The sequence below is a fragment of the Amycolatopsis orientalis genome, assembly GCF_000943515.2.
Taxonomy (GTDB): domain Bacteria; phylum Actinomycetota; class Actinomycetes; order Mycobacteriales; family Pseudonocardiaceae; genus Amycolatopsis; species Amycolatopsis orientalis.
Genome location: NZ_CP016174.1, coordinates 4656288 through 4677371, shown reverse-complemented (window position 1 = coordinate 4677371; position 21084 = coordinate 4656288). Strand labels below are relative to the sequence as shown.

The window sequence follows — 21084 nt, the reverse complement described above, 5'->3', positions numbered from 1 at the left end:
GTTCCAGGCGGAACGGCCCTTCAGGTCGAGTGCGGAGACTTCCGGTCAGTCGAAGCGAGCGCGCGCCGTCTGATGCGTGTACAGGCGATCCAAGCGCTGATCAGTCCGGCCGGAACCAGGACCAACTCCCACACGAGAATCTCTCCCAGGGTGGAACCGTCGCGTCTTTCCGCCATCCACCAGGCGATTGCGGCAAAGATCAGCCCTGAGGCGAAGGTACTGAGTACTCGATGCTTCCCCGCCCAGGCGTCCACCTTCGCCGATCGTTCGGCATCCAGCCGTGCAGCGCGCCGAGAACGAACCTTGATCGCGAGTTCGCGGCCGATCCAGGAACCCAACCCCATGAACCACCATTCCTTGTCGTGACAGCCGCGCTGCGGCTTGGCAACCCCCGAGTGAAAGTCATGACGTCCCCTGGCTGGTCCCCGCCCTGCCACTCCGGAAAACGGTGTCGCGCACCCTTCCGCTCGGTGACCTACCGTGCCTTGCCACCCGACCCGCGGACGACCCGGCAGTATCGAAATGATGCCGTCGAACTGGCGAAGCTCCGGCGCGTCCTGGTGCGCCCGGACCACGCTGGATTGTGACGACATATTCCCCTCCCGGTCGCCGACGTCTTTAGTGATCACCCGCGCAAGGACCTTGTCTGAGATGCCGCCTGGGAACGTCCTCGGCGGTCTGGACGGATGGTTTTAGTTGTGCCATCGGTCGGGGTCGGTGCCGGGCAGGACGTGCCGGATGCCGCCGCGCGGGTCGGGGACATTGCCCTTGTAGGTTGATTCGGCGGGCGACGGGGCGCCTGCCGAGGGGAGACACATCGGTGACGTGGCGCAGTCTGTTGTGCAACCGGTATCTCTGGTGGGGGTGTGGCGTCGTCCTGTACGGGGTGGGTCGTGCGCTGCTCAGGGCGGGGTCGGCTGGGTGTGGGGGTAGGTGGGGAGGTCGATGGCGTCTGAGGGTGGGTTGGTGAATCGGGTGGCGAGGCGGCTGATTTTGGGGTTGGTGGCGAGGCTTGCGATGGTGTTGAGGAGCCGGATGCCGGTGCGGGTTTTCGGGGAGGCCAGCCGGGGTGCGATCCAGGGGACTTTCTGTGCTTGTGCGACGTAGGGCCGCATGATGGTTTCGTAGGCGTGGAAGGCGTCGTGGTGGTCGGTGTGCCGGCTGAGTTCGCCGGCGAGGACGTAGGCGCCGACGAGGGCGAGGCTGGTGCCCATGCCGCTGAGTGGGGAGGCGCAATAGGCGGCGTCGCCGACGGCCGCGATGCGGCCGCGTGACCAGTGCTTGAGGTGCATCTGGCCGATGGATTCGAAGTAGAAGTCCGGGGAATCGGCCATGGTGTCGAGCACGCGTGGGGTTTCCCAACCGGCGTCGGCGTAGTGGCGGCGCAGGAAGTCCTGCTGTGCAAGGGGTTGCAGCCGTTCGAGCCCGGGTTGCGGGTACAGGAAGGATAGTGAGGCGCGGGTGGTGCCTTGGTTGTCGGGGCGCAGGAGGACGACGCGGCGGCCGGGGGCGTTGTACCAGCGGGCCCAGCGGCCGTCGGACTCGGCGCGGGGAATGGTGAAGTAGGCGGTGTACAGGCCGAACGAGCGGGTGCGGGCGAGGTCGGCGAAGACGAGGTCCCGGGTGCGGGACCGGAAACCGTCGGCGAGGACGACCAGGTCGAAGCGCCGGTCCGTGCCGTTGCGGAAGGTGACGTCCACGCCGTCGCCGGTGTCGGCCAGCCCGGTGATCTCGTCGCCGAAGACGTAGTCGACGTCGTCTCGGGTGCGCCGGTGAAGCAGGCCGGCGAGTTCACCGCGCAGGAGTTCCAGTTCGGTGACGAACCCGTCGCCGTCCAGGGAATCGGTGTCGAACGACGCACGGATCCGGTTGCGATCGTCGACGAAATGCATTCCCTCCTCGTGGGTGACGCGGTCGCGGACGGCCTGCTCGAGACCCATCCGTTCGATGACGGTGCGGCCGGCACCGCGCAGGTCGACGGTCTGCCCGCCAGGGCGTAGCTCCGGCGCACGTTCGATCACGGTCGCGGTCATGCCGTGCTGGTGAAGCCAGTAGGCCAGGGCGGGGCCGGCGATGCTGGCGCCGGAGATCAGGATGGTGCGGGACATGGGGTGTCCTCCTCACGCAGTGGTGCTGGGGTGCCTGATCGTGGGCACCGGGGTGTGGTGTCCGGTGCCGATCAACGAGAGCCGTCGGCGGTCTGGGAGGCCGGCGCGGCGCTCGCCAGCGTGGTGTCCGCGTCCACGATGTCCGCCGGTCTCGTGGTGTCGGTATCGGCGGCGAGGTCCGCGTCGTCGGGTCGGGCGCGACGGGGGAACAGCGGTGAGATGAGCAGGAACAGTCCGATGACGATCGCCTGGACCACGAGGGCGTCGCGGAAGCTCTCGGTCACCGCGCCGCTGAGGGCGCCGGCGAAGAACACGGTGCTGAACACCGCGACACCGACCGAGCCGCCGATGGACTGGACCGCGGACAGGACGCCGGAGGCGGAGCCGACCTCGTCGTCGTCGACGGCGCCGAGCACGGTGTTGAACACCGCGGCGATCACGATGCCCGCGCCGATGCCGGCGACGGCGCTGCCGGGCACGATCCGCCAGATCGTGAAACCGGTGGTGTCGGCCAGTGCGAGCCACAGCCAGGCGACACCGGCGAACTGGACGATGGCCCCGGCCTGCAACACCCGGCGGCCGAGCTTCGCCGCGAGCAGCCCGCCGCTGATCCCGCCGCCGACCGCGGTGCCCAGCGCGACCGGCAGATTGCCCAGCCCGGCCTGCCCGGCGGTGAAACCCTGGCCGATCTGCAGGAAGAACGTGAGCACCAGCTGGGTGCCGATCAAGCCGCCGAAGAACAACGCGACCGCGACCAGTCCGACGGTGAACGCGGGTTTGCCGAACAGGGCCGGGGTGACCAGCGGGTCGCGGTCCAGGCGCACGACCCGGCGCTGCCGCAGCGCGAATCCGACATAGCCGAGCGCGGCGGCGGACAGCGAAAGCCACGTCCACAACGGCCATCCCGCGGCCTGCCCCTCGTTGAGCGGAAGGACCAGCAGCGCGGACGCGGCGGCGACAAGCACGGCTCCGACGATGTCCACGCGCAGCGTCCTGGTTCCGCTGTCGCGGGGCACCAGCCGCCAGGCGAACACCAGTGCGACTAGACCGATCGGGACGTTGACGAGGAACACCAGCCGCCAGCCGAGGCCGAACAGGTCCCCGTCGACCAGGGCGCCACCTACGACCGGGCCCAGGACACCGCCGAGTCCCAGCACCGGTCCGAAGACGGCGAGGGCCTTGGTGAGATCGCGGGGTGCCAGGTTGTCGCGCAGGATGCCGAGGCCCTGCGGCAGCATCATCGCCCCCGCCACGCCCTGGGCCAGCCGGAAGGTGATCAGCGTTTCGATGTTCGGCGCGATCGCGCACAGCAGCGACGCGACGGTGAAGGCCACAAGTCCGAACAGGAACATCGGACGGCGGCCGTAGCGGTCACCGAGCCGTCCGCCGAGCACGAGGCCCGCGCCGAGGGTCAGGGCGTAGCCGCCGATGACCCACTGCAGCCCGACCGGGCTTGATCCCAGGGACTGCTCCAGTGAGGGTCCTGCCACGTTGACGATCGTCGAGTCGAGCAGGTCCATCAACTCGACGACGAGCACCGTGGCCAGCAGCCACCACACCGCCCGCGGCGACATCTTCTTCTCGGGTACGGACATGATTTTCTCCGGATTCTGGTGGTAGTGCCCGTTTTCAGGGCGCGTTCGTACGCCGGAGGACATCCGTGCGGAACGAATGCGCCCCCGATGGGTGGGTGTGGTGGGCTTGCCTGCCGCGGTGAGAAGAGTCAGCGGCGGGGGAAGGAGTCCGCCGTGTCCGTGTAGATCTGCACGACACCGGTCAAAAAGGCCTCCACGACATCCCGGTCGCGGGGGGCCAGCGCTTCGACGAGGCCTTCCACGCCGCGCAGCAGCGGATGCAGGTGCCCGACGAGCCGGTCCATCGACTCCGTGACCGGCTCGACCAGTATCTTGCGGCGATCGGTGGCGTGCGGGCGGCGGACGACGTGCCCGGCCTTCTCGAGCCGGTCCACGATGTGCGTGCTCGCTGCGGTCGAGACCCGAAGCCTGTCCGCGAGTTCTTTGGCGGTCAGCGGGCCGTCGGTGGTGAGGTGCTCCATCGCCGCCAGGTCCGTGGCGTTGATCCCCAGAGCGACGCTCAGACCCTGTTCGACCAGCCGCGTCAGCGTCCCTACCTCTTGCAGGCGTTCCATCACCGCGTTCCCCACACCGGGGGACTCGACCGGCCGCCGACCAGACAGGTGGTCCGGCCTGGTGGCGAGCGGCATGTCGGCGCGACGAGAGCCGTGAGTTGAGGAGGTCATGACAGTAGACTACTAGATAAGTAACTAACTAGCTTAGTTAAATTGTGTGACGGTTGCCATCAGGCCAAGGTCTTCCCCTGCAGCTGCCTCACTCCTGGCGTCTGGTCCTCATGGCGACCATGAGCACGGCCGGGCTCATCCCGGCCGGCCCCAGATCTGGCCTACCCTGCGATTCCGCGACCTTCGCACTTTGATCGCCTTCTACGAAACGGCATGTCGTGGTCGGTGATGAGCTAGTGCCAGTACAGGTCATCGAGTAGGACGGGCATGTCGTCGCCGGGGACCGGTGCAGCGCGATGGCGAGTTGATCACTGGTCAGGGAGACGACGTCGACGATGACCGGGATGCCGTGGTCGGTGTCCTGTCCGTCCGGTGATTCCGCGGTGTCGTTGACGGGACGCTGTCGGTCGGGCGTGGATGCTCTCCTGGTGGGTGGAGCGTGCAGATCAAGTAGGCCGAGTGAGCTCCGCTTCCACCTCCGGGTAGCGGAAGTTTCATGTTTCCGGGTCGTCCCGGAGGACCCGGAACCGGGCGAAATCGAATGTCCGCGTCGTGCTCAATCAGGACACGTTGTATGGCCGGTTCATAGGTAACCAGGTGCGGGACGGGAGCGGGACACGGCACGACGAAGCACTTGATTCTTTGGCCCCCACAACATATGGGTGATACCCGCAGGTATCACCCACGCCGCCCTGCCTCAGCGCGGCGCCGACCGGGGTCGAACCGCAGGCCAGCACCCAACTCAGGCGGCGAACAACTACTGTAGGTAATCGACGGCGGGTACCGCTGTCGAGGTGCGGAGCGCATAAAAACTATACACTTTTCCTTGATGAAACGAATACGGTGGTCGGCGTACGACTTGCATCAGAACCACGCATTTTTCATCGTGAGCGGCTTCGCGGTGTCGAGTGGCAGAAAACCTCGCCGATGCCCCCTTGTGGCCTCACATGAAGAATGCGACGAGAAAGGTCGGGGTACGCCTGGATGGCATGCCGCCGAGCGACTCGCTCCGGTTTGACCTCCGGGTCACCGCACTGTCCACTGTGGAACTTCTGGGCCTTTTGAGGCCCGGTAGCAACCGGTTCTGACCAGCACAAACAGCCCGTCCTGCAGAGGGGGCGTTCAAAGCTCGGTCAGCGGTTCCCTGAAATTCGACACAGCCTTTAGACCTGGTCTCAAGGCTCGGTGTGTCGCTAGGTGAACCAACGGCCCGCCCCTGGCCCCGCACCGCCCGCCTGTGGGCCCGGCCCGACGGACCGGAGGTCTGTCAGGGAGACTGGGGGCCAGTGCCCGCCCTCTCGACCTGGAGCCTTTTATGCCGCAAGGGACCGTCCGTTGGTTCGACGCCGAACGGGGTTTCGGCTTCCTCGCACCCGAGGACGACTCGCCGGACGTGTTCGTGCACGCCTCCGAGATCGTCGGGGACGGCGGCGCGAGAGTGCTCCGCGAGGGTCAGGCCGTCGTGTTCGAGGTCGGTGAGAACGACCGCGGGCCCCAGGCGCTGCGCGTTCGCGTCACCGCCGATGCGGCCACCGGCAGCGTCGTGGGCCTGCTCGGCACCGTCACCTGGTACGAGCCGGGCAAGGGGTACGGCTTCGCGTCGCCGGACGGCGGCGGCACCGACGTCTTCGTGCACAGCTCCGCCATCGTGACCGGCGGCGTGGTCACCGAGGGGCAGCGGGTGGCCTTCCTGGTCGTCGAAGGCGAGCGCGGCCCGCAGGCCGAGCACGTGATCCCGCTGGGAGCAGGGGCCGGCTCGCCCGCTGCGGCCGGTATCGCGGACGGTGCCGACGGCACGGTGGCCTGGTACGACGAGGACAAGGGCTTCGGCTTCATCAACCCCGACTCCGGCGCCGAGGACGTCTTCGTTCACGCGCGGGCCCTGGCCGAGGGGCTGACGTGGCTCGCGGAGGGCGACCGCGTCGCCTACGAGGTGGTTAGTGGAGACAAGGGCCCGCAGGCCCGCGACGTGCACCTGGTCCGGGGCGCCGAGCCCCAGGCGGCGCCGCAGCGGTCGGCGCCGGCCGCGGCCGCAGGGCCGGCGGCGCGGGACGTGCCCGTACGAGGCGGCGAGGGCGTCGTCGCGCGCTACGACGGCGACCGCGGCTTCGGCTTCATCACCCCGGACGCAGGCGGCGACGATCTCTTCGCCCACGTGTCCGTGATCATGGGGTCGGAGCCGCTGCAGAAGGGTGACCGGGTCCGGTACACGGTGCGTCAGAGCGACCGGGGCCCGCAGGCCGACCGCATCGAGCGCCTCTGAAGAGGCGGCCCCACCGATGGCTGATCACTTCCCGACGAGAGTGCTCGTTCATCCCCGTCGATGGTGCCGTCAGCAACGCGGCTGCAGCCTCCTCCAGGAGATCGATCTCCCTCGTGGTGACGGGGGCCCCCTGTCGACCCGATGACCTGCTCCGCGCTCAGAAGCTCACCCCCACCCAACGACACAGAGCTACCGATGTATCCCATACGAGTGAATGGATGCGTTAGACCTGGTCGCAGAGCTCGATCTTCATGAGTCGGCGGACGTTGATCACGGTGCGGGCCAGCGTGAGTAGCGCCAGCGTGGTGCGTTCGGTCCGGTCGTAGCGCAGCCCGAGGCGTTTGAACCGCAGCAGCCAGGAGATGGTGCGTTCGACGACCCAGCGGACCCGGCCGAGGCGGGATTTGCCCTCAATCCCGCGCCGGGCGATACGGACCTTGATACTGCGGCGGGTCAGGTTGCGGCGGTAGTCGTAGCCCTTGTCGGCGTGCAGCTTGTCCGGTCGGCATCGTGGCCGGCCCGCCCGGCCGTGGTGGCCGCGCACGGTCGGGTTCGTGTCCAGCAGCGGCTCGAACAGCATGCTGTCGTTGGTGTTTGCCGCCGACAACATGATGTGCAGCGGTAGCCCGTTCGCGTCGCACAGAACGTGGTACTTGGAGCCGGCTTTACCCCGGTCAGTGGGGCTGCGGCCGGTCAGCTCGCCCCCTTTTCGACCGCACCGATACCGCGTCGAGCTCGTCGATGTCGGACAGCTCGTCGAGCACGAGCTGGTGCAGCCGGTCCCACACGCCGGCGTCCTGCCACTCACGTAACCGCCGCCACGCGGTGTGCCCGGACCCGCATCCGAGCTGCTCGGGTAGGTCTCGCCAGCGGCAGCCGGTGTCGAGCACGAACAAGATCCCCTCTGGTGCGGCACGGTCATCGATCCGGGGCCGCCCACCCGGACCGCGCGGCGCTGGTCGGGACGGGATCAGGGGGTTCGATCAGCTCCCAGAGCCGGTCTTCGACCCGCCGCTGCTGCGTCGTCTTCGCCACGACTGCCCACGATTGACGACCAGGACCGGCAGGTTACGCAGTGACACACCCTTAAGTTTTGAGACCAGGTCTTTGTACCGATCGGGAAACGCCTGTTTGATCGCGCGTAGTTTGGCCGCTGGCCACGGTGTCACTCGATGAAAGACACGTCGTGGCGGGCAGAGGAGGCGGCTTCGGAAGGGGTTAGTTCCGAATCGAGCGGTGGCGGAACAACGGCTGACATGGCAGTAGGTCACATCGTCGCGCTGGCCCGGCATGATGAGCAGCCCGCGCCCGCAATCGAGCGACGGTGCATCGTGGAAGGCTTGCGTGATGAGCGACGACAACGGGGAGAGGGCGCGCGGTGAGTGGCCTGCAGTGGCTGCGCCGCCGGGCATGCGGGCCAGGTTCGAGGACGACCCTCACAAGCCAGGTGTGACGACCCCGATCTATGCCTTCAGCAATGAGGGGCATCCGCTGGTGCTCGGCCCCGGCGGCACACGGCTGGTGCGGCCGGAGATGGCAGGGGTCAAGCTGCCCTACGCCGGAATTGACGTGCAGTTCGGCCCGCCGTTGGCCGGGCCGTTCACATCGGCTCCGGCGGGCTTGGTGGCGGTGTTCGACGATGGGCGCGAGCGGCCGGTGCTGTTCTACGATGTGCACGGCCGCGCGGTGTTGATGGATCCAGACGACGTTACGTGCGATCTGGTGCTGGCCGAGACCATTCCCGACCTGAAGCGGGTCGATTTCCGACCGGCGCCCGCCTAGCCTGCTGCGGCTCCTGCGCTGTGGCTGCGGCCGCGCCGACGTGACCAGGAGGTTCGCTCGGACGGATCTTGCCCAGATGCCTGGGCCTGAGCAGGGTTGACAACGGCCAATGCCACCGCACACCCCCCAGTCGGGAGGCCGAGATCAGCATGTCCCAGTTCGACACCGCATCCGTAGGCGCCGGTGATCCGCTGATGCCGACGGTCCAGCGGTTCCCGGTCAACGCGGGCGCCCGGCCGCTCAGCGATGAAAATCCCAGCACCGTCCGCCCGTTCATCCTGCGAGGTGTGCACGCACGCCGGATCACGGTGCGGCCGGAAGCCAAGCATCGCACCACAGCTCACGACACGCTGCATCCCCGCCAGTGCAATGAGGACGGCAAGATGATCGACGACTCTTACACCACCCCGGATGACTGAGCATCGCGATCCGCTGGTCCTGGTCGTCGGTATCCGTGAGGACTGGTCGGCCGCTGCGGTCGGCCGGGAGCTCGACGCCCGCGGCGTTCGCCGCCACGTGGTCAACGTCGGCGACTTCCCGCTCAGCCTCTCCCTCGGCGCCGAGTTGACCCCGGAAGCCGAGGGCTGGCGCGGCTCCCTGCTCACTGCCGAGCATGACGTCCCGCTGCACGAGGTCACTGCGGTCTACTACGGCAAGCCGACCGAACCGGTGATGCCGGCCGGGATGTCCGGTCCCGAGCTGCGGTTCTCCCGGGCGCAGGCTCGGGTCGGGCTCGGTGGCGTGCTGGCGAGCCTGCCGGTGCGCTGGATCTCGCACCCTTCGGCGCTGGCCGACGCCGCGTACAAGCCTCGGCAGCTGGCCACGCTGGGTCAGGCCGGCCTGACCGTGCCGCCGACGCTGATCACCAACGACGCTGACGCCGTCCGCGAGTTCGCGGAGAGGTTCGGGGAGCTGATAGTCAAGCCGCTGGCCGAGCCGGTGGTCTACGAGTCCGGCGGCGAAGCCCTGGTCTACACCCGCCGTCTTGGCCGCAACGAACTCGGCTCACTAGACGGTATCGAGGTGACGGCGCACCTCGTTCAGCAGTGGCAGCCGAAGTGGTTCGAGGCCCGCGTGACCGCGGTCGGTGACCGGCTTTTCCCGGTGGCGATCCACGCCAGCAGTGAGAAGGCGCTGGTAGATTGGCGCTCGGACTACGACGCCTTGACGTATGAGGTGATCGACGTCCCTGACCACGTCCGGGCGGGGATCATCCGGTACCTGGACGCGGCGGGGCTGGCGTTCAGCGCGTTCGACTTCGTCGTCGGACCTGACAGGACGTGGACCTGTCTCGAAGCGAACGCGGTTGCTGCCTGGGGCTGGTTGGCCGAAGAATGCGACTTGCCGATCGCCGCGGCGATCGCCGAAGCCTTGATCGAGGAGTAGACCGTGGACGCCCTGGACACCGCCACCTGGGAAACCCGGGCGGCCGCCCTCGCTGCCGAGCTGACTGCCGAGGGTGTCCTAGCCGACCCGGCGTGGCGCGACGCGTTCGCCGCGACGCCCCGGCACCTGTTCGTCCCGCACATCCTTAACGGTCCCGCCTCGCTGAGCGCCGGTGATCCAGGCTGGCTGGACGCGGTCTACGCCAACGAATCCCTGGCCACCCAGACACGACCTGCCAGTGACGACACGACCGGGCGGGAGATCGCCAGCTCGTCCTCGAGCAAGCCGGCGGTCATGGCGGTGATGCTGGAGCGGCTCGCCGCCGAACCTGGACACCAGGTGCTGGAGATCGGCACTGGCACCGGCTACAACGCCGCCCTGTTGTCGCATCGCCTTGGCGCGGACAACGTCTTCTCCGTCGACCTCGACCCCAAGCTGGTTGACACCGCCCAAGAACACCTCATTGCCGCCGGCTACCGCCCGCACCTGGCCGCAGGCGACGGGTTCGCGGGCTGGCCGGGCGAGATGACGTTCGACCGGATCATCGCGACCTGCGCGGTCACCGCGATCCCGCCGGCCTGGATCAATCAGCTTGCCGACGGCGGCCGGATCATCGCCCCCCTCGACGCCGGCGCCGCTGGGCCGCTGCTCGTGCTCGACAAGACCGCCGACGACGAAGTCAGCGGCCGCATCGACCCGTTCCCCGTGCTGTTCATGCCGATGCGTACCGACGTCACCAGCCCGTTCGCCCCCGGCCAGAGCCCGTCGGCGGATGCGGCCGGGATGCCGCACTACGGCACCACCGCTGTGGACCCCGCCGCGCTCTTGGAATGGCCCGATCTGGCGTTGTTCCTCTGGCTGCACGCGCCTGGCCTTCGGCTCGGCGGCAGCGTCGAACACGGCGTCGTCGTCGCCGAGCGCGGTCCCGCCCGCGCCGAAGTCGACCTGGCGCCCCTCGCTGAAGGCACGTGGGCGGTCCGACAGTCCGGGCCCTACCGGCTGTGGGACACCGTGGAGCACGCCGTCGCCATGTTCGACACCCTCGACAAACCGGACGCCACCCGGCTCGGTGTCACCGCGCTGAACGTCCCCGGCAAACAGTTCATCTGGCTCGACGACCCCGATAGCGACCACAGTTGGCCGCTGGCCTGACGGTCGGCGTTGTCAGGCCAAGACCTGGTCTAGCAGGCGTTCTTGCGCGCCGGGGCCGACCCGCACCACGATGTGGAACGTCGTAGCCGTGATCGCCGTCTTGACCGCGGGCGCTGTGATCGTGCTGTGGGTGGCCAGCCACCGGCCCCAATCTCGTCAAGGCCCGGCTCACCCTGCGGTAGTGCTCCGCGCGGAGACGGTGTTGCTCCGCTACGTGCCCAGGCGCTCGACTGGATCGCCAGTGAGCTGCACTCTCCCTGTGCATGCAGTGCTGAAGGGCGATGCGCCCACCAACGCGTAACAGCATCGGGTCGACGTGCGACTCGCACCCTAATGAAGGCGTACATTCTCGCAGGTGTCACGGTACTGCTGGCTGGCTGCTCGGATGGGCGCGCTGCAGACCCCGTCTCGCCTGTATCAAGCGCTGCGCCGATGATGGTGACACTCAACGTCGGCGGGTTCGGCGGCGAACACGTGTCGTACACCGACCCCTCAGTACCTGGCGGAGTCGGATCGGAGACCCTGCCGAACTCGCGCACACCGTTCTCTAGGAAGATCGTCGTGCCGAAGGGCTCTACTGTTGCTATCACCTGGTCTGGAACCGCGGATGCTGTGCTTATCCGGTGTACTGTCACCGATGAGACCGACCGCCTGGTCCTGGTTGAAGGCAAAGAGAACTGCAGTTACGTCGCGAACTAGGAACTGTCCCAGCCCGTTCGTGTACTCGCAGAAAGCAAACTGCCACAACGCGAGTTGGGAACGCTCAGGTTGTTACGAGTGCGCACTTATCGACCCAAAAGGTGAGGTCGAGCTGGGTGCGCAGATCGACACTCCCGTATGTAGTTCAGTGCAGGTACTTCACCACTAGTTCTCCATTCACGGGGCGTCGTGACCGTGTCGACGAGGCGGCTTGCGCGAGAAGAGAACGTTCGGTCCAATGGAGAGGGTCGAGATCTCCGAGACATAGGTCAAGTAGAGTGGATGCGCCGGGGTCGTCGAGGACGGTGTTGAGTCGTCGGCCGTCAAAGGATGCAGAAACGGCGGCATCGCCTGCGCGCGGTGGATCCCGTTGTTGAGGGACAGGGAGCCGTCGTCGCCGTGGCCGGGCACGATAGGTTGCTGGAAAAGGCTGCGCAGCGCAGCGAGTGTCCAGAAAATGGCTCACTTCTGGTGACTCATCCCCACCCGTCAACCGGTACGGCGAGCAAGCTCGTGCGACGGCCTCCCGCGCTTCCATGGCGCCGGGGCCAGGCTCAAGCTCTTTGTCGAAGTGTTCAGCGATCTTCGCGGCGCGTGCTTAGCCAGTTAGTGGGTTTCCGGAGTCGTCGTAGACGATGAAGCTCCCTGACGCGAAGTGGCAATATTCGCCGACGGTGTGACTGAAGGCGACGATGTAGTCCGGGTCGTAGGCGCGGCACGCTCGCAGCAAGATCGGGTCGACAACGCCGGCTCGGTGTGGAACAAGGGCGAAACCAGCTCCGCCCCAGATCTTTCCGGCGAGGAAGAGGGCGCGACGGGCCCAGTGGGACCAGTTGTCGCCCCCGTCGAACACGATCGCCACCCGGGCGGGGCGCAGACCACGATTGATCACCGAGTACTTCATCGGCGACGCGTCGCTAACAGTCATGTCGCGACAGACGGGTACAAGATCGGAGTTGTTACAGGCTGCGCCTGGTGACCGCTGGCGATCCGCTTCTGCAGACTGATCTGCCGATTGCTCATGTCGGGCCGTCGATTGCGACCGCCTGGCTCCCGGTGACGGTATCAGGGACCTAGGGCCCGCAGAGTGGCCAGAGAAACCAGCCCAGATGCCGCGTCGGGTGTTCCGTAGCTGGTCGATCTCCGCTACACCAGTGGTGTGGAACACCTCTGGTACGAGATCGGGTCGTGTGCGGGCGGCGCTCAGTTCGAGTTGGAGCTGCGTGGCTCAGCCGCGAGGGTCTGCCTGATGGACGCCGACAATTATCAGGCTTACCTCGACGGTGACGAGTACGTGATGTACGGCGGCTTCTGGGAATCAAGTCCTCTCACCCTAGAAATCCCTCACGACGAGTACTGGTACCTGGTCATCGACAGCTACCCCGGCCGGATCAGGTACTCGATCGATGGACCGTACTAGCGCGGGGAACTGATCACTCACAGTAACAGATGGTAATTCATTTCACGGATGAAAATTTAGATGTCGCAAATGTGATATCCACATGCACAACGGATTCGATTCAGATTAAAGACATTCCTAATTCTTCGCGAACTGATGGGTTCTCGGATACTCCCAGCTGCGCCGGAACGCGAACTGGGTGCCCCGGCAGATGTTGCCGCACTCTGCCAACTGTTGCACCGAGGTGCGACCCAGGGCGGCTCAGCGTCCTACCCCTGGGTCGTACCTGGGCCGTATCAGGACCGGTCGCATCCGGCCTTAATCGGTCCTGATCAGTCTCCTGAACTGGACTTTTCGGATCAGAGAATCATGTGCGTACTTGTAGTAGTTAGCGCGGTTGGTCGCGCCACCAGCGCTGCCCGGCTTCGGGCAGTGTGGAGATCGGGTCGTAGTACGGGTAGCGGCGCTGCAAGGCTTCCGGGTCTTCGTGCTCGATCCCGGTCCGGTAGTTCTTGGTCCAGTAGGAAATGCCCAGCTCGCGGTCGTATTCGGCGAGCTGGTGCACCCAGCGCTTCCCGACGTAGGGGACGTCGCAGACGATGCGTGGGGTGGCGTAGCCGGGCAGGTACCCCATGATCGCGTGCTGGAGTTCCTGCGCCTCGTGCACGGAAACCCGCCAGTGCTCGGCGTTCGGGATCATGTCGCACATGTAGAAGTAGTACGGCAGGATGTTCGCCTCGCCCTGCAGCGCGAAGCACAGGTCCAGCAGATCGGCCGGGGTCGCGTTGACGCCCTTCATCAGCACGCCCTGGTTGCGCACGTCGCGGACGCCGACGTCGAGCGCGGTCCTGGCGGCTTCCGCGACCAGCGGGGTGACCGACTGGGCGTGGTTGACGTGGGTGTGGATCGCGAGGTTGACGCCGCGGCGCTGCGCGGTGCCGGCGACGCGTTCGAGGCCTTCGACGACCTTGGGCTGGATCCAGTGCTGCGGCAGGGCGGCGAGCGCCTTGGTCGCGAGCCGGATGTCGCGGACGGTGTCGATGTCCATCAGCCGCATGAGGAACGACTCCAGCTGCGGCCACGGCACGTTGGCGACGTCGCCGCCGGAGACCACCACGTCGCGCACGCCGGGGGTCTTCTTCAGGTACGCGATCATCGCGTCCTGGCGGTCGACCGGCTTGAGTGAGAGCTTGTGCTTCTCGATCTGCTCGGTCGAGTTGCCGACCAGGTCCATCCGGGTGCAGTGCCCGCAGTACTGGGGGCAGGTGGAGATCATCTCGGCGAGGACCTTGGTGGGGTAGCGGTGCGTCAGCCCCTCCACCACCCACATCTCGGCCTCGTGCAGTGAGTCCCGCTCGGAGTGCGGGTGGCTCGGCCATTCGGTGTCGCGGTCGCTGCGCACCGGGAGCATGTAGCGCCGGATGGGGTCGGCGTACCAGGCCTCGGTGACCTTCGCCGGATCGGTGCCCGCGTTGGGCGCGATCGTGTTGATCATCTGCGGCGGCAGCAGCATCGACATCGTGGCCATCTCGCGCTGGTCGGCGAGCATGTCCTCGTAGAAGCGCTCCTCGAGCAGGTCGCCCATCAGCGCGCGCAGCTGCTTGGCGTTGCGGATGCAATGCACCCGCTGCCACTGCGCGTCACGCCACTCGGCCTCGGTCACGTCGTGCCAGCCGGGGAAGCGGCGCCAGTCGGGTTCGATCAGTTCGACTCGGGTGTAGTCGTAGGGCTGATCGTAGGCGGCCACCGGCGAGGTTGGTTCCTGGATCGCAGTCACTTGTACTCCTCGTCGTCGGAAACGCGTGAAAATATCCTGTCACATCGTTCGGGGGACGTAAATATTCCTGTCCTGCGTGGTGTGTCCGACAGAGCCCGCCCCGCTGGTCACGCGCTCACCCGCACGCTGCAAACTCGGAAGGGTGACCAACGCGCGAACCACGCTCCTGCTCGGCGGGCGCATCTACAGCCCGTCCGCTCCCGACGCCACCGCCATGGCGGTCACGGACGGCACCGTGGTCTGGGTGGGACAGGACGGCCCGGCCAAGGCACTGCACCCCGACGCCGAGGTGGTCGACCTCGACGGTGCCTTCGTCGCCCCCGCCTTCGTCGACGCGCACGTCCACGCCACCGCGACCGGCCTGCACCTCACCGGTGTGAACCTCGCCGGCATCCGGAGCGCGGCCGAACTCCTGTCCGCGGTCCGTGCCGCGGTCCGGCCCGGCCAGGTGCTCGTCGCACACGGCTGGGACGAGTCCCGCTGGACCGAGGGCAGGCTGCCCGGCCGCGCGGAGATCGACGCGGCCGCGAACGGGACGCCGGTCTACCTGAGCCGCGTCGACGTCCATTCCGCGCTCGTCTCCAGCGCGCTCGTCGCCCTGGCGCCCGGAGTGCACGACGCGGCGGGCTGGTCGGCCGACGGGCCGCTGACCCGCGACGCCCACCACCGTGTCCGCGCCGCGATGCGCGAGGCGATCACCCCCGCCCAGCGACGCGAGGCCCAGCGCGCCTTCCTCGCCGAAGCCGCAGCGCGCGGAGTCGTCAGCGTCCACGAGTGCGCCGGCCCGGACATCTCCGGCGCCGAAGACCTCACCGACCTGCTCGCGCTCGCCGCCGGACCGGGACTGCCGGAGGTCGTCGGCTACTGGGGCGAACACGGCGGAGTCGACCGTGCCCGTGCGCTGGGTGCCAGGGGAGTGGCGGGAGACCTGTTCGTCGACGGCGCCCTCGGCTCCCGCACCGCCGCCCTGCACGAGCCGTACGCCGACGCGCCCGGCACCTCCGGGACGCTCTACCTCGACGCCCCCGCCATCGCCGACCACATCGCCGCCTGCACCGAAGCGGGGCTGCAGGCCGGGTTCCACGTCATCGGCGACGCCGCCGTCGCGGAGGTCGTCGAAGGATTCCGCCTCGCGGAGAAGACCGTCGGGCAGCGGGCGCTGGCCGCCCGGCACCACCGGCTCGAGCACGTCGAGATGATCGACGCCGGCCAGGCACGGGCGCTCGCGAGCTGGGGCGTGGTCGCCTCGGTCCAGCCGGGATTCGACGCGGAATGGGGCGGCGCGCACGGCATGTACACCGACCGTCTCGGCGGCGAACGGGCCGCGAAGCTCAATCCCTTCTCCGCCATGGCCGCCGAAGGGCTCCTGCTCGCCTTCGGCTCCGACGCGCCCGTCACGCCGGTCGATCCGTGGGCCGCCGTCCGAGCCGGGACCTACCACCGCACTCCGGGGTCGGGACTGTCCGCTCGGGCGTCCTTCACCGCCCACACCCGCGCCGGGCACCGCGCCGCCGGGGTCAACGACGGCGTCACCGGCAGCCTGGTCCCCGGCGCTCCCGCGCATTACGCGGTCTGGGAGGCCACGGACCTGGTCGTCGCGACACCGGACTCGCGGGTGCAGCGCTGGTCGACCGACCCGCGGGCGGGCGTGCCCCCGCTGCCGAACCTCGAAGAAGGCGCCCCGCTGCCCCGGTGCCTGCGCACGGTCCGCGACGGCCAGGTCATCCACGACGCGTTCACCCGCACGGCCTAGGGTTCAGGAGTGTCCTCGACCGTGACCGATCCGGACCCCGAAGCGGCGCCCCGGAAGCGGTTCTCCCGCGCCTGGCTCCTGCGTTTCCTTGTCGCGGCGGCGTCGGGGTTCATCCTGTACCTGAGTTTCGCGCCGCGTCCCCTGTGGTGGCTGGCGCCGCTGGCGTTCACCGGTTTCGCGCTGGTGGTGCACGGACGCCGGTTCCGCGGCGCGTTCGGCTACGCGTTCGTGTTCGGGGTGGCGTTCTTCCTGCCGCTGCTGACCTGGCTGCTGGACTTCCTCGGCCCGGGCTTCGGGCCGTGGCCATGGCTCGGGCTGGCGATGGCGCTGTCGGTGTACCTCGGTTTCGGCGGGGCGTTCGCCACCGTGGTGTGGCGGCTGCCGCTCGGACCGCTGTGGGCGGCGCTGGTGATCATCGCGATGGAGACCCCGCGCACATGGTTCCCGTTCGGCGGGTTCCCGTGGGGACGGGTGGCGTTCAGCCAGCCCGAAGGCGCCTTCGTGTCACTGGCGTCTGTCGGCGGCGCTCCGCTGGTCGGTCTCGCCGTCGTGCTCACCGGCTTCGGCCTCGCCGCGCTGTGCCTGCGGCTGAAAGGCGCCGATCCGCGCCGTTCGCTGGTGGCCGCGTCGGTGCTGACGCTGGTGCCGGTGGTGGCGGGCCTGGCGGTGTGGCCGACGATCGGAACCGAGGCCCAGGACGGCGAACTCACCATCGCCACGGTGCAGGGCAACGCCCCCGACATCGGCCTCGCGCTGGAGGGCCGCCGCGACGAACTCCGGAACAACCACCTCGCCGAGAGCGCCCGGCTGCTCGAACGGCTCAAGGCGAGCAACACCAGGATCGATCTGCTGATCTGGCCCGAGACCGCGATGGCGATGCGCACCGGTGACGCCGGCGTCGACCGGATGGTGCGGGACTACGGCACCCAGGCGATCATCGGCGCGCTCGTCCGATTGCCGGACGGCACCGCGCAGAACTCCGCGCTCGTCTGGGACCCGGTCACCGGTCCTGGCCAGCGCTACGCCAAGCAGCAGCTGGTGCCGTTCGGCGAGTACGTCCCCGCCCGTGAGCTCGCGAAGCTGGTGACGCCGTTCGTCGACAGCGTCGCGAACATGACCCCGGGTGACGGCGCCAACGCCGCCCTGTCGGTCGCGGGCACCAAGGTCGGCGTCTTCATCTGCTACGAGACCGCGTTCGACTACCCGGCCAGGGAATCGGTCTCCGACGGTGCCGAACTGCTCGTCGTGCCGACCAACAACGCCTGGTACGGACCGGGGGAGATGAGCTACCAGCAGCTGGCGATGTCGCGGCTGCGGGCGGTCGAGCACGGTCGCTCCGTGATCGTCTCCGCCACCAGCGGAGTCAGCGCGATCGTCGCGCCTGACGGTTCGATCATGGCCTCTACCAGCCTGTTCACCGCAGACTCCCTGGTGGGGCGCGTCCCGCTGAGGCAGCAGACTACGCTGTCGGATCTACTCGGTGTGACGACGGAGTACGGACTGCTGGCCCTGGCGGTCGCCGGGGTTACCGGCGGGTTCGTACTCCGTTTTCGCACCCGGCGCGCGAGCGTCGCCAAGGCAACGAGGGAAGCGGCGGGCTGACCCGCCGGAACACGGAGGAAAGACGGATGGCGCAGGCGCCACGGGGGGACCAGGGAATCGACCCGGTGCTGGTGGTGATCCCGACGTACAACGAGCGGGAGAACATCGGCCCGATCCTGGAACGCCTGCTCAAGGCACTCCCGGACGTGCACGCCCTCGTCGTCGACGACGGCAGCCCGGACGGCACCGGGGACGTGGCCGACGAGCTCGCGAAGGCCGACGAGCGGATCCAGGTCATGCACCGGACCGAGAAGGCCGGTCTGGGCGCCGCGTACGTCGCGGGATTCCGCTGGGGGCTCTCCCGGGAGTACGCCACCATCGTCGAGATGGACGCCGACGGTTCGCACGCGCCGGAGGATCTGCCGCGGGTGCTGGCGGCACTGGAGGACGCGGACCTGTCCATCGGCTCCCGCTACGTTCCCGGGGGCAGCACGGTGAACTGGCCGTTCCAGCGCAAGGCGCTCTCGTGGGTGGCGAACTTCTACGCGAGGATCGCGCTCGGCACGAAGATCAACGACATCACCGCGGGGTTCCGCGCGTACCGCCGCACGGTGCTGGAGAAGCTCCCGCTCGACGAGATCGCCTCGCGCGGCTACTGCTTCCAGATCGACCTGGCGTTCCGCACGGCCCTCGCCGGATTCGAGGTCGTCGAGGTGCCGATCACCTTCACCGAACGCGAGGTCGGCCAGTCGAAGATGAGCGGCTCGGTCGTGCGCGAGGCGATCGTCCTGGTCGGGCTGTGGGGGCTCAAGCGTCGCTGGCAGCAGCTTCGCGGGCTGGTCAAGAAGGGCTGACGCCCAGCACGCTCACGCCGAGTTTCCCCAGTTCCTGCACCGTCGGTTCGTCCGGCGCCGCGTCGGTGATCACGCCCGCGACGTCGGACAGGGGAAGCACGGTGAACGGCGAGGCCGCGCCGATCTTCTCGGAGCTGGCCAGCACGTAGGTGTCGGCGGCGCGTTTGGCGAGGGTGCGCTTCATCGCGGCCTCGTCCGAGTCGCCGGTGGTGAGCCCGGTCTCCGGATGCACACCGGTGACGCCGAGGAAGAACAGATCGGCGTTGATCCCCTCGGCGGCCTCCGCCGCGGCCGCGCCACACGTGACGGCGGAGTGTTTGAAGAGCCGTCCGCCGATCAGGAACACCTCGACCTTCGGATGCGTGACGAGCGCGGCGGCGACCGTGGGGCTGTGTGTGACGATGGTCGCTTCGAGGTCCACGGGGAGGGCCTTCGCGAGCGCGAGCGCCGTCGTGCCGCCGTCGAGGATGACGGTCGACCCCAGCCGAATCAACGCTGCTGCACGTTTCGCGATCCGCTCCTTGCCCGCGACGCTGACCGCCATCCGGGTCGCGTAGTCCGCGGTGGCGGGGGAGACCGGCAAGGCTCCGCCGTAGACCCGTTGGCAGAGCCCGGCGTCCGCGAGATCTCGCAGGTCACGGCGGATACTGTCTTCTGAAACGCCGAGTTCAGCGGCGAGGTCCTTGGCCACGATCCGGCCTTCGGTCTTCAGGCGTTCGATCAACAGGTCGCGTCGTTGCGCAGCCAGCATGTGCACGTTCCTCCTTGTTCTTGCCGATTGTTGCACACTAAGCTCCGCCGCATGAGCAAACCTCTGATGATCCTCATCGCCGGACCGTTCCGTTCCGGCACCGGCGACGACCCCGAACTGCTCGCCCGCAACCTCGCCCGGCTCGAAGAGGCCGCCTGGCCGATCTTCCGCAGCGGGCACGTGCCGATGATCGGCGAATGGGTCGCGCTCCCCGTCCTGCGCGGCGCCGGCGGGAAGACCGTGGCCGACCCGGTCGCCAAGGAGGTCATGTACCCCACGGCCGACCGGCTGCTGCACCACTGCGACGCCGTCCTGCGGCTGCCCGGGGAATCGACCGGCGCCGACCAGGACGTCGCCATCGCGCTGTCCCGCGGGCTGGCCGTGTATCACCGCGTCGAGGACATCCCCGGGTACCAGGCCGCCTAGAGTTCCGCCAGCACGGCCCGGATCGCCGGGCTGGCTTCGGCGCTGCGGCGCCACGCCGCGTGCACCTCGCGCGTCGGCGGGCGCCGCAACGGCCGGGCCACGAGCCCCTCGCTCAGGGGCGGACGCGCCAGGCGCGGGATCAGCGCGAGGACCTCGCCCGAAGCGACCAGCGACAGCTGCGTGGAGAAGTCGTCCACCAGATGCCGCACGTCGGGCTCCTCGCCCAGACCGGCGAACAGGCGCCGGAACCACTGGTGGCACACCGTGCCGGGCGGGCTGGTCACCCACGCGAACCCCGCCAGGTCACCGCCGTCCAAGGGCGGCTCGACGGCGGCCAGCGGATGGGTCCTGGCCATGACGACGTCCCCGAGGTCGGTGTGCACCAGCCGCCGGGACAGGGCGGGGGACAGCGGGACGGGCAGGCCGTCGGCGTCGTGCAGGAGCGCGAGATCGGCGGTGCCGGCGCCGACACTGTGCAGTGCCTGATCGGGATCCTGCTCGGTGATGTGCAGCCGGAGGTCCGGGTGGCGTTCCAGCAGCCGTGGATGGACCGGCGCGAGCAGCCCGCGGATGGCGGTCGAGAACGCGGCGACCCGAAGTACGCCGCGGGGCGCGCCTTCCGCCACCGACTGGGCGGCTTCTGCACAGCGCTCGAGCGCCTGGAACACCTCCAGCGAGGAATCGACCACAGCCTGCCCGGCCGGAGTGAGCACCACACCGCGTCCCGACGGCGCCAGCACCGGCAACCCGATCTGGCGTTCCAGCCGCTTGATCTGCTGTGACACCGCCGAGGCCGTGAAGCCCAGCTCGTCGGCCGCCTTGGCCAGTGTCCCGAGCGCGGCCACCGACCGCAGCGCCCGCAGGGCTCCCACCTCGATCATGAAGCCAGGCTACGCAATACCGGCAAAAAAGCATCGCTGGACCGTAGCTAT

At 68.3% G+C, this 21084-nt stretch carries 18 protein-coding genes and 1 pseudogene; 10 read left to right on the top strand and 9 right to left on the bottom strand.

Translation table 11 applies throughout. The features are described 5' to 3' along the window. Positions 1-20: 20 nt before the first annotated feature. The 4 genes from SD37_RS20530 to SD37_RS20515 all read right to left on the bottom strand — a co-directional run bounded on the left by SD37_RS20530 (position 21) and on the right by SD37_RS20515 (position 4368). Entirely contained in the window at positions 21-344 is a 324-nt protein-coding gene (locus SD37_RS20530; protein WP_065912899.1) for a hypothetical protein, read from the bottom strand. Positions 345-902: 558 nt separating this feature from the next. After that, positions 903-2108: an FAD-dependent monooxygenase gene (locus SD37_RS20525; RefSeq protein WP_044853405.1), complete on the bottom strand. Its 1206-nt coding sequence runs from the start codon at positions 2106-2108 to the stop codon at positions 903-905. A 71-nt stretch (positions 2109-2179) separates the two neighbouring features. Further along, positions 2180-3703, bottom strand: coding sequence for an MFS transporter (locus SD37_RS20520; RefSeq protein WP_236725434.1), 1524 nt, complete (start codon positions 3701-3703; stop codon positions 2180-2182). A 128-nt stretch (positions 3704-3831) separates the two neighbouring features. After that, complete coding sequence (locus tag SD37_RS20515) at positions 3832-4368, bottom strand: MarR family winged helix-turn-helix transcriptional regulator (RefSeq protein WP_236725433.1); 537 nt, start codon at positions 4366-4368, stop codon at positions 3832-3834. 1315 nt (positions 4369-5683) lie between these two features. On the opposite strand from SD37_RS20515, the gene SD37_RS44195 reads away from it, so the two are divergent. Then, positions 5684-6631 (top strand): cold-shock protein, encoded by a 948-nt coding sequence (locus SD37_RS44195; RefSeq protein ID WP_044853404.1) that lies wholly within the window; start codon positions 5684-5686, stop codon positions 6629-6631. 223 nt (positions 6632-6854) lie between these two features. On the opposite strand, the pseudogene SD37_RS42080 reads toward SD37_RS44195, so the two are convergent. Continuing rightward, positions 6855-7666 (bottom strand): annotated as a pseudogene (locus tag SD37_RS42080) (IS5 family transposase); the annotation flags it as partial. 312 nt (positions 7667-7978) lie between these two features. Here SD37_RS42080 and SD37_RS20495 point away from each other — a divergent pair. The 4 genes from SD37_RS20495 (at position 7979) to SD37_RS20480 (ending at position 10951) form a co-directional block, all read left to right on the top strand. Further along, positions 7979-8413, top strand: coding sequence for a hypothetical protein (locus tag SD37_RS20495; protein WP_145926676.1), 435 nt, complete (start codon positions 7979-7981; stop codon positions 8411-8413). Between the two features lie 149 nt (positions 8414-8562). Continuing rightward, on the top strand, positions 8563-8832 hold the full coding sequence (locus SD37_RS20490) for a hypothetical protein (RefSeq protein WP_044853401.1): 270 nt from the start codon (positions 8563-8565) through the stop codon (positions 8830-8832). Then, on the top strand, positions 8825-9799 hold the full coding sequence (locus SD37_RS20485; RefSeq protein WP_044853400.1) for an MvdC/MvdD family ATP grasp protein: 975 nt from the start codon (positions 8825-8827) through the stop codon (positions 9797-9799). The genes SD37_RS20490 and SD37_RS20485 overlap by 8 nt, the downstream gene beginning before the upstream one ends. A gap of 3 nt (positions 9800-9802) precedes the next feature. Next, positions 9803-10951, top strand: coding sequence for a methyltransferase domain-containing protein (locus SD37_RS20480; RefSeq protein WP_044853399.1), 1149 nt, complete (start codon positions 9803-9805; stop codon positions 10949-10951). Positions 10952-12248: 1297 nt separating this feature from the next. On the opposite strand, the gene SD37_RS20475 is transcribed toward SD37_RS20480, so the two are convergent. Beyond that, complete coding sequence (locus SD37_RS20475) at positions 12249-12554, bottom strand: hypothetical protein (RefSeq protein WP_145926675.1); 306 nt, start codon at positions 12552-12554, stop codon at positions 12249-12251. A 255-nt stretch (positions 12555-12809) separates the two neighbouring features. On the opposite strand from SD37_RS20475, the gene SD37_RS20470 reads away from it, so the two are divergent. Beyond that, complete coding sequence (locus SD37_RS20470) at positions 12810-13070, top strand: DUF1883 domain-containing protein (protein WP_044853397.1); 261 nt, start codon at positions 12810-12812, stop codon at positions 13068-13070. A gap of 367 nt (positions 13071-13437) precedes the next feature. Here SD37_RS20470 and SD37_RS20465 read toward each other — a convergent pair whose 3' ends face one another. Further along, positions 13438-14826 (bottom strand): KamA family radical SAM protein, encoded by a 1389-nt coding sequence (locus SD37_RS20465; RefSeq protein ID WP_044853396.1) that lies wholly within the window; start codon positions 14824-14826, stop codon positions 13438-13440. Between the two features lie 142 nt (positions 14827-14968). On the opposite strand from SD37_RS20465, the gene SD37_RS20460 reads away from it, so the two are divergent. Genes SD37_RS20460 through SD37_RS20450 form a run of 3 tightly spaced genes read left to right on the top strand, consistent with a single transcriptional unit; the run spans position 14969 to position 18975 of the window. Continuing rightward, a complete protein-coding gene (locus SD37_RS20460) occupies positions 14969-16579 on the top strand; it encodes an amidohydrolase (RefSeq protein WP_044853395.1) in 1611 nt (536 codons plus the stop codon). Between the two features lie 9 nt (positions 16580-16588). Next, positions 16589-18181 (top strand): apolipoprotein N-acyltransferase, encoded by a 1593-nt coding sequence (gene lnt, locus SD37_RS20455; RefSeq protein ID WP_044853394.1) that lies wholly within the window; start codon positions 16589-16591, stop codon positions 18179-18181. Between the two features lie 26 nt (positions 18182-18207). Next, the gene (locus SD37_RS20450; RefSeq protein WP_044853393.1) at positions 18208-18975 is read left to right on the top strand and encodes a polyprenol monophosphomannose synthase; all 768 of its coding nucleotides are present in this window, start codon (positions 18208-18210) and stop codon (positions 18973-18975) included. Here the strand turns inward: SD37_RS20450 and SD37_RS20445 are convergent. Then, positions 18962-19726 (bottom strand): DeoR/GlpR family DNA-binding transcription regulator, encoded by a 765-nt coding sequence (locus SD37_RS20445; protein ID WP_044853392.1) that lies wholly within the window; start codon positions 19724-19726, stop codon positions 18962-18964. The two genes, SD37_RS20450 and SD37_RS20445, sit on opposite strands and share 14 nt — an antisense overlap. A 51-nt stretch (positions 19727-19777) precedes the next feature. On the opposite strand from SD37_RS20445, the gene SD37_RS20440 reads away from it, so the two are divergent. Further along, a complete protein-coding gene (locus tag SD37_RS20440) occupies positions 19778-20152 on the top strand; it encodes a DUF4406 domain-containing protein (RefSeq protein WP_236725432.1) in 375 nt (124 codons plus the stop codon). Here the strand turns inward: SD37_RS20440 and SD37_RS20435 are convergent. Further along, on the bottom strand, positions 20149-21033 hold the full coding sequence (locus SD37_RS20435) for a LysR family transcriptional regulator (RefSeq protein WP_044853390.1): 885 nt from the start codon (positions 21031-21033) through the stop codon (positions 20149-20151). The two genes, SD37_RS20440 and SD37_RS20435, sit on opposite strands and share 4 nt — an antisense overlap. Positions 21034-21084 lie beyond the last annotated feature (51 nt).

Excerpts from the sequence above, each read along its gene's own strand:
- SD37_RS20530 (WP_065912899.1), bottom strand. The coding sequence starts at position 344 with ATGGGGTTGGGTTCCTGGATCGGCCGCGAACTCGCGATCAAGGTTCGT.
- SD37_RS20525 (WP_044853405.1), bottom strand. The coding sequence starts at position 2,108 with ATGTCCCGCACCATCCTGATCTCCGGCGCCAGCATCGCCGGCCCCGCC.
- SD37_RS20520 (WP_236725434.1), bottom strand. The coding sequence starts at position 3,703 with ATGTCCGTACCCGAGAAGAAGATGTCGCCGCGGGCGGTGTGGTGGCTG.
- SD37_RS20515 (WP_236725433.1), bottom strand. The coding sequence starts at position 4,368 with ATGACCTCCTCAACTCACGGCTCTCGTCGCGCCGACATGCCGCTCGCC.
- SD37_RS44195 (WP_044853404.1), top strand. The coding sequence starts at position 5,684 with ATGCCGCAAGGGACCGTCCGTTGGTTCGACGCCGAACGGGGTTTCGGC.
- SD37_RS20495 (WP_145926676.1), top strand. The coding sequence starts at position 7,979 with ATGAGCGACGACAACGGGGAGAGGGCGCGCGGTGAGTGGCCTGCAGTG.
- SD37_RS20490 (WP_044853401.1), top strand. The coding sequence starts at position 8,563 with ATGTCCCAGTTCGACACCGCATCCGTAGGCGCCGGTGATCCGCTGATG.
- SD37_RS20485 (WP_044853400.1), top strand. The coding sequence starts at position 8,825 with ATGACTGAGCATCGCGATCCGCTGGTCCTGGTCGTCGGTATCCGTGAG.
- SD37_RS20475 (WP_145926675.1), bottom strand. The coding sequence starts at position 12,554 with ATGAAGTACTCGGTGATCAATCGTGGTCTGCGCCCCGCCCGGGTGGCG.
- SD37_RS20450 (WP_044853393.1), top strand. The coding sequence starts at position 18,208 with ATGGCGCAGGCGCCACGGGGGGACCAGGGAATCGACCCGGTGCTGGTG.
- SD37_RS20445 (WP_044853392.1), bottom strand. The coding sequence starts at position 19,726 with ATGCTGGCTGCGCAACGACGCGACCTGTTGATCGAACGCCTGAAGACC.
- SD37_RS20440 (WP_236725432.1), top strand. The coding sequence starts at position 19,778 with ATGAGCAAACCTCTGATGATCCTCATCGCCGGACCGTTCCGTTCCGGC.
- SD37_RS20435 (WP_044853390.1), bottom strand. The coding sequence starts at position 21,033 with ATGATCGAGGTGGGAGCCCTGCGGGCGCTGCGGTCGGTGGCCGCGCTC.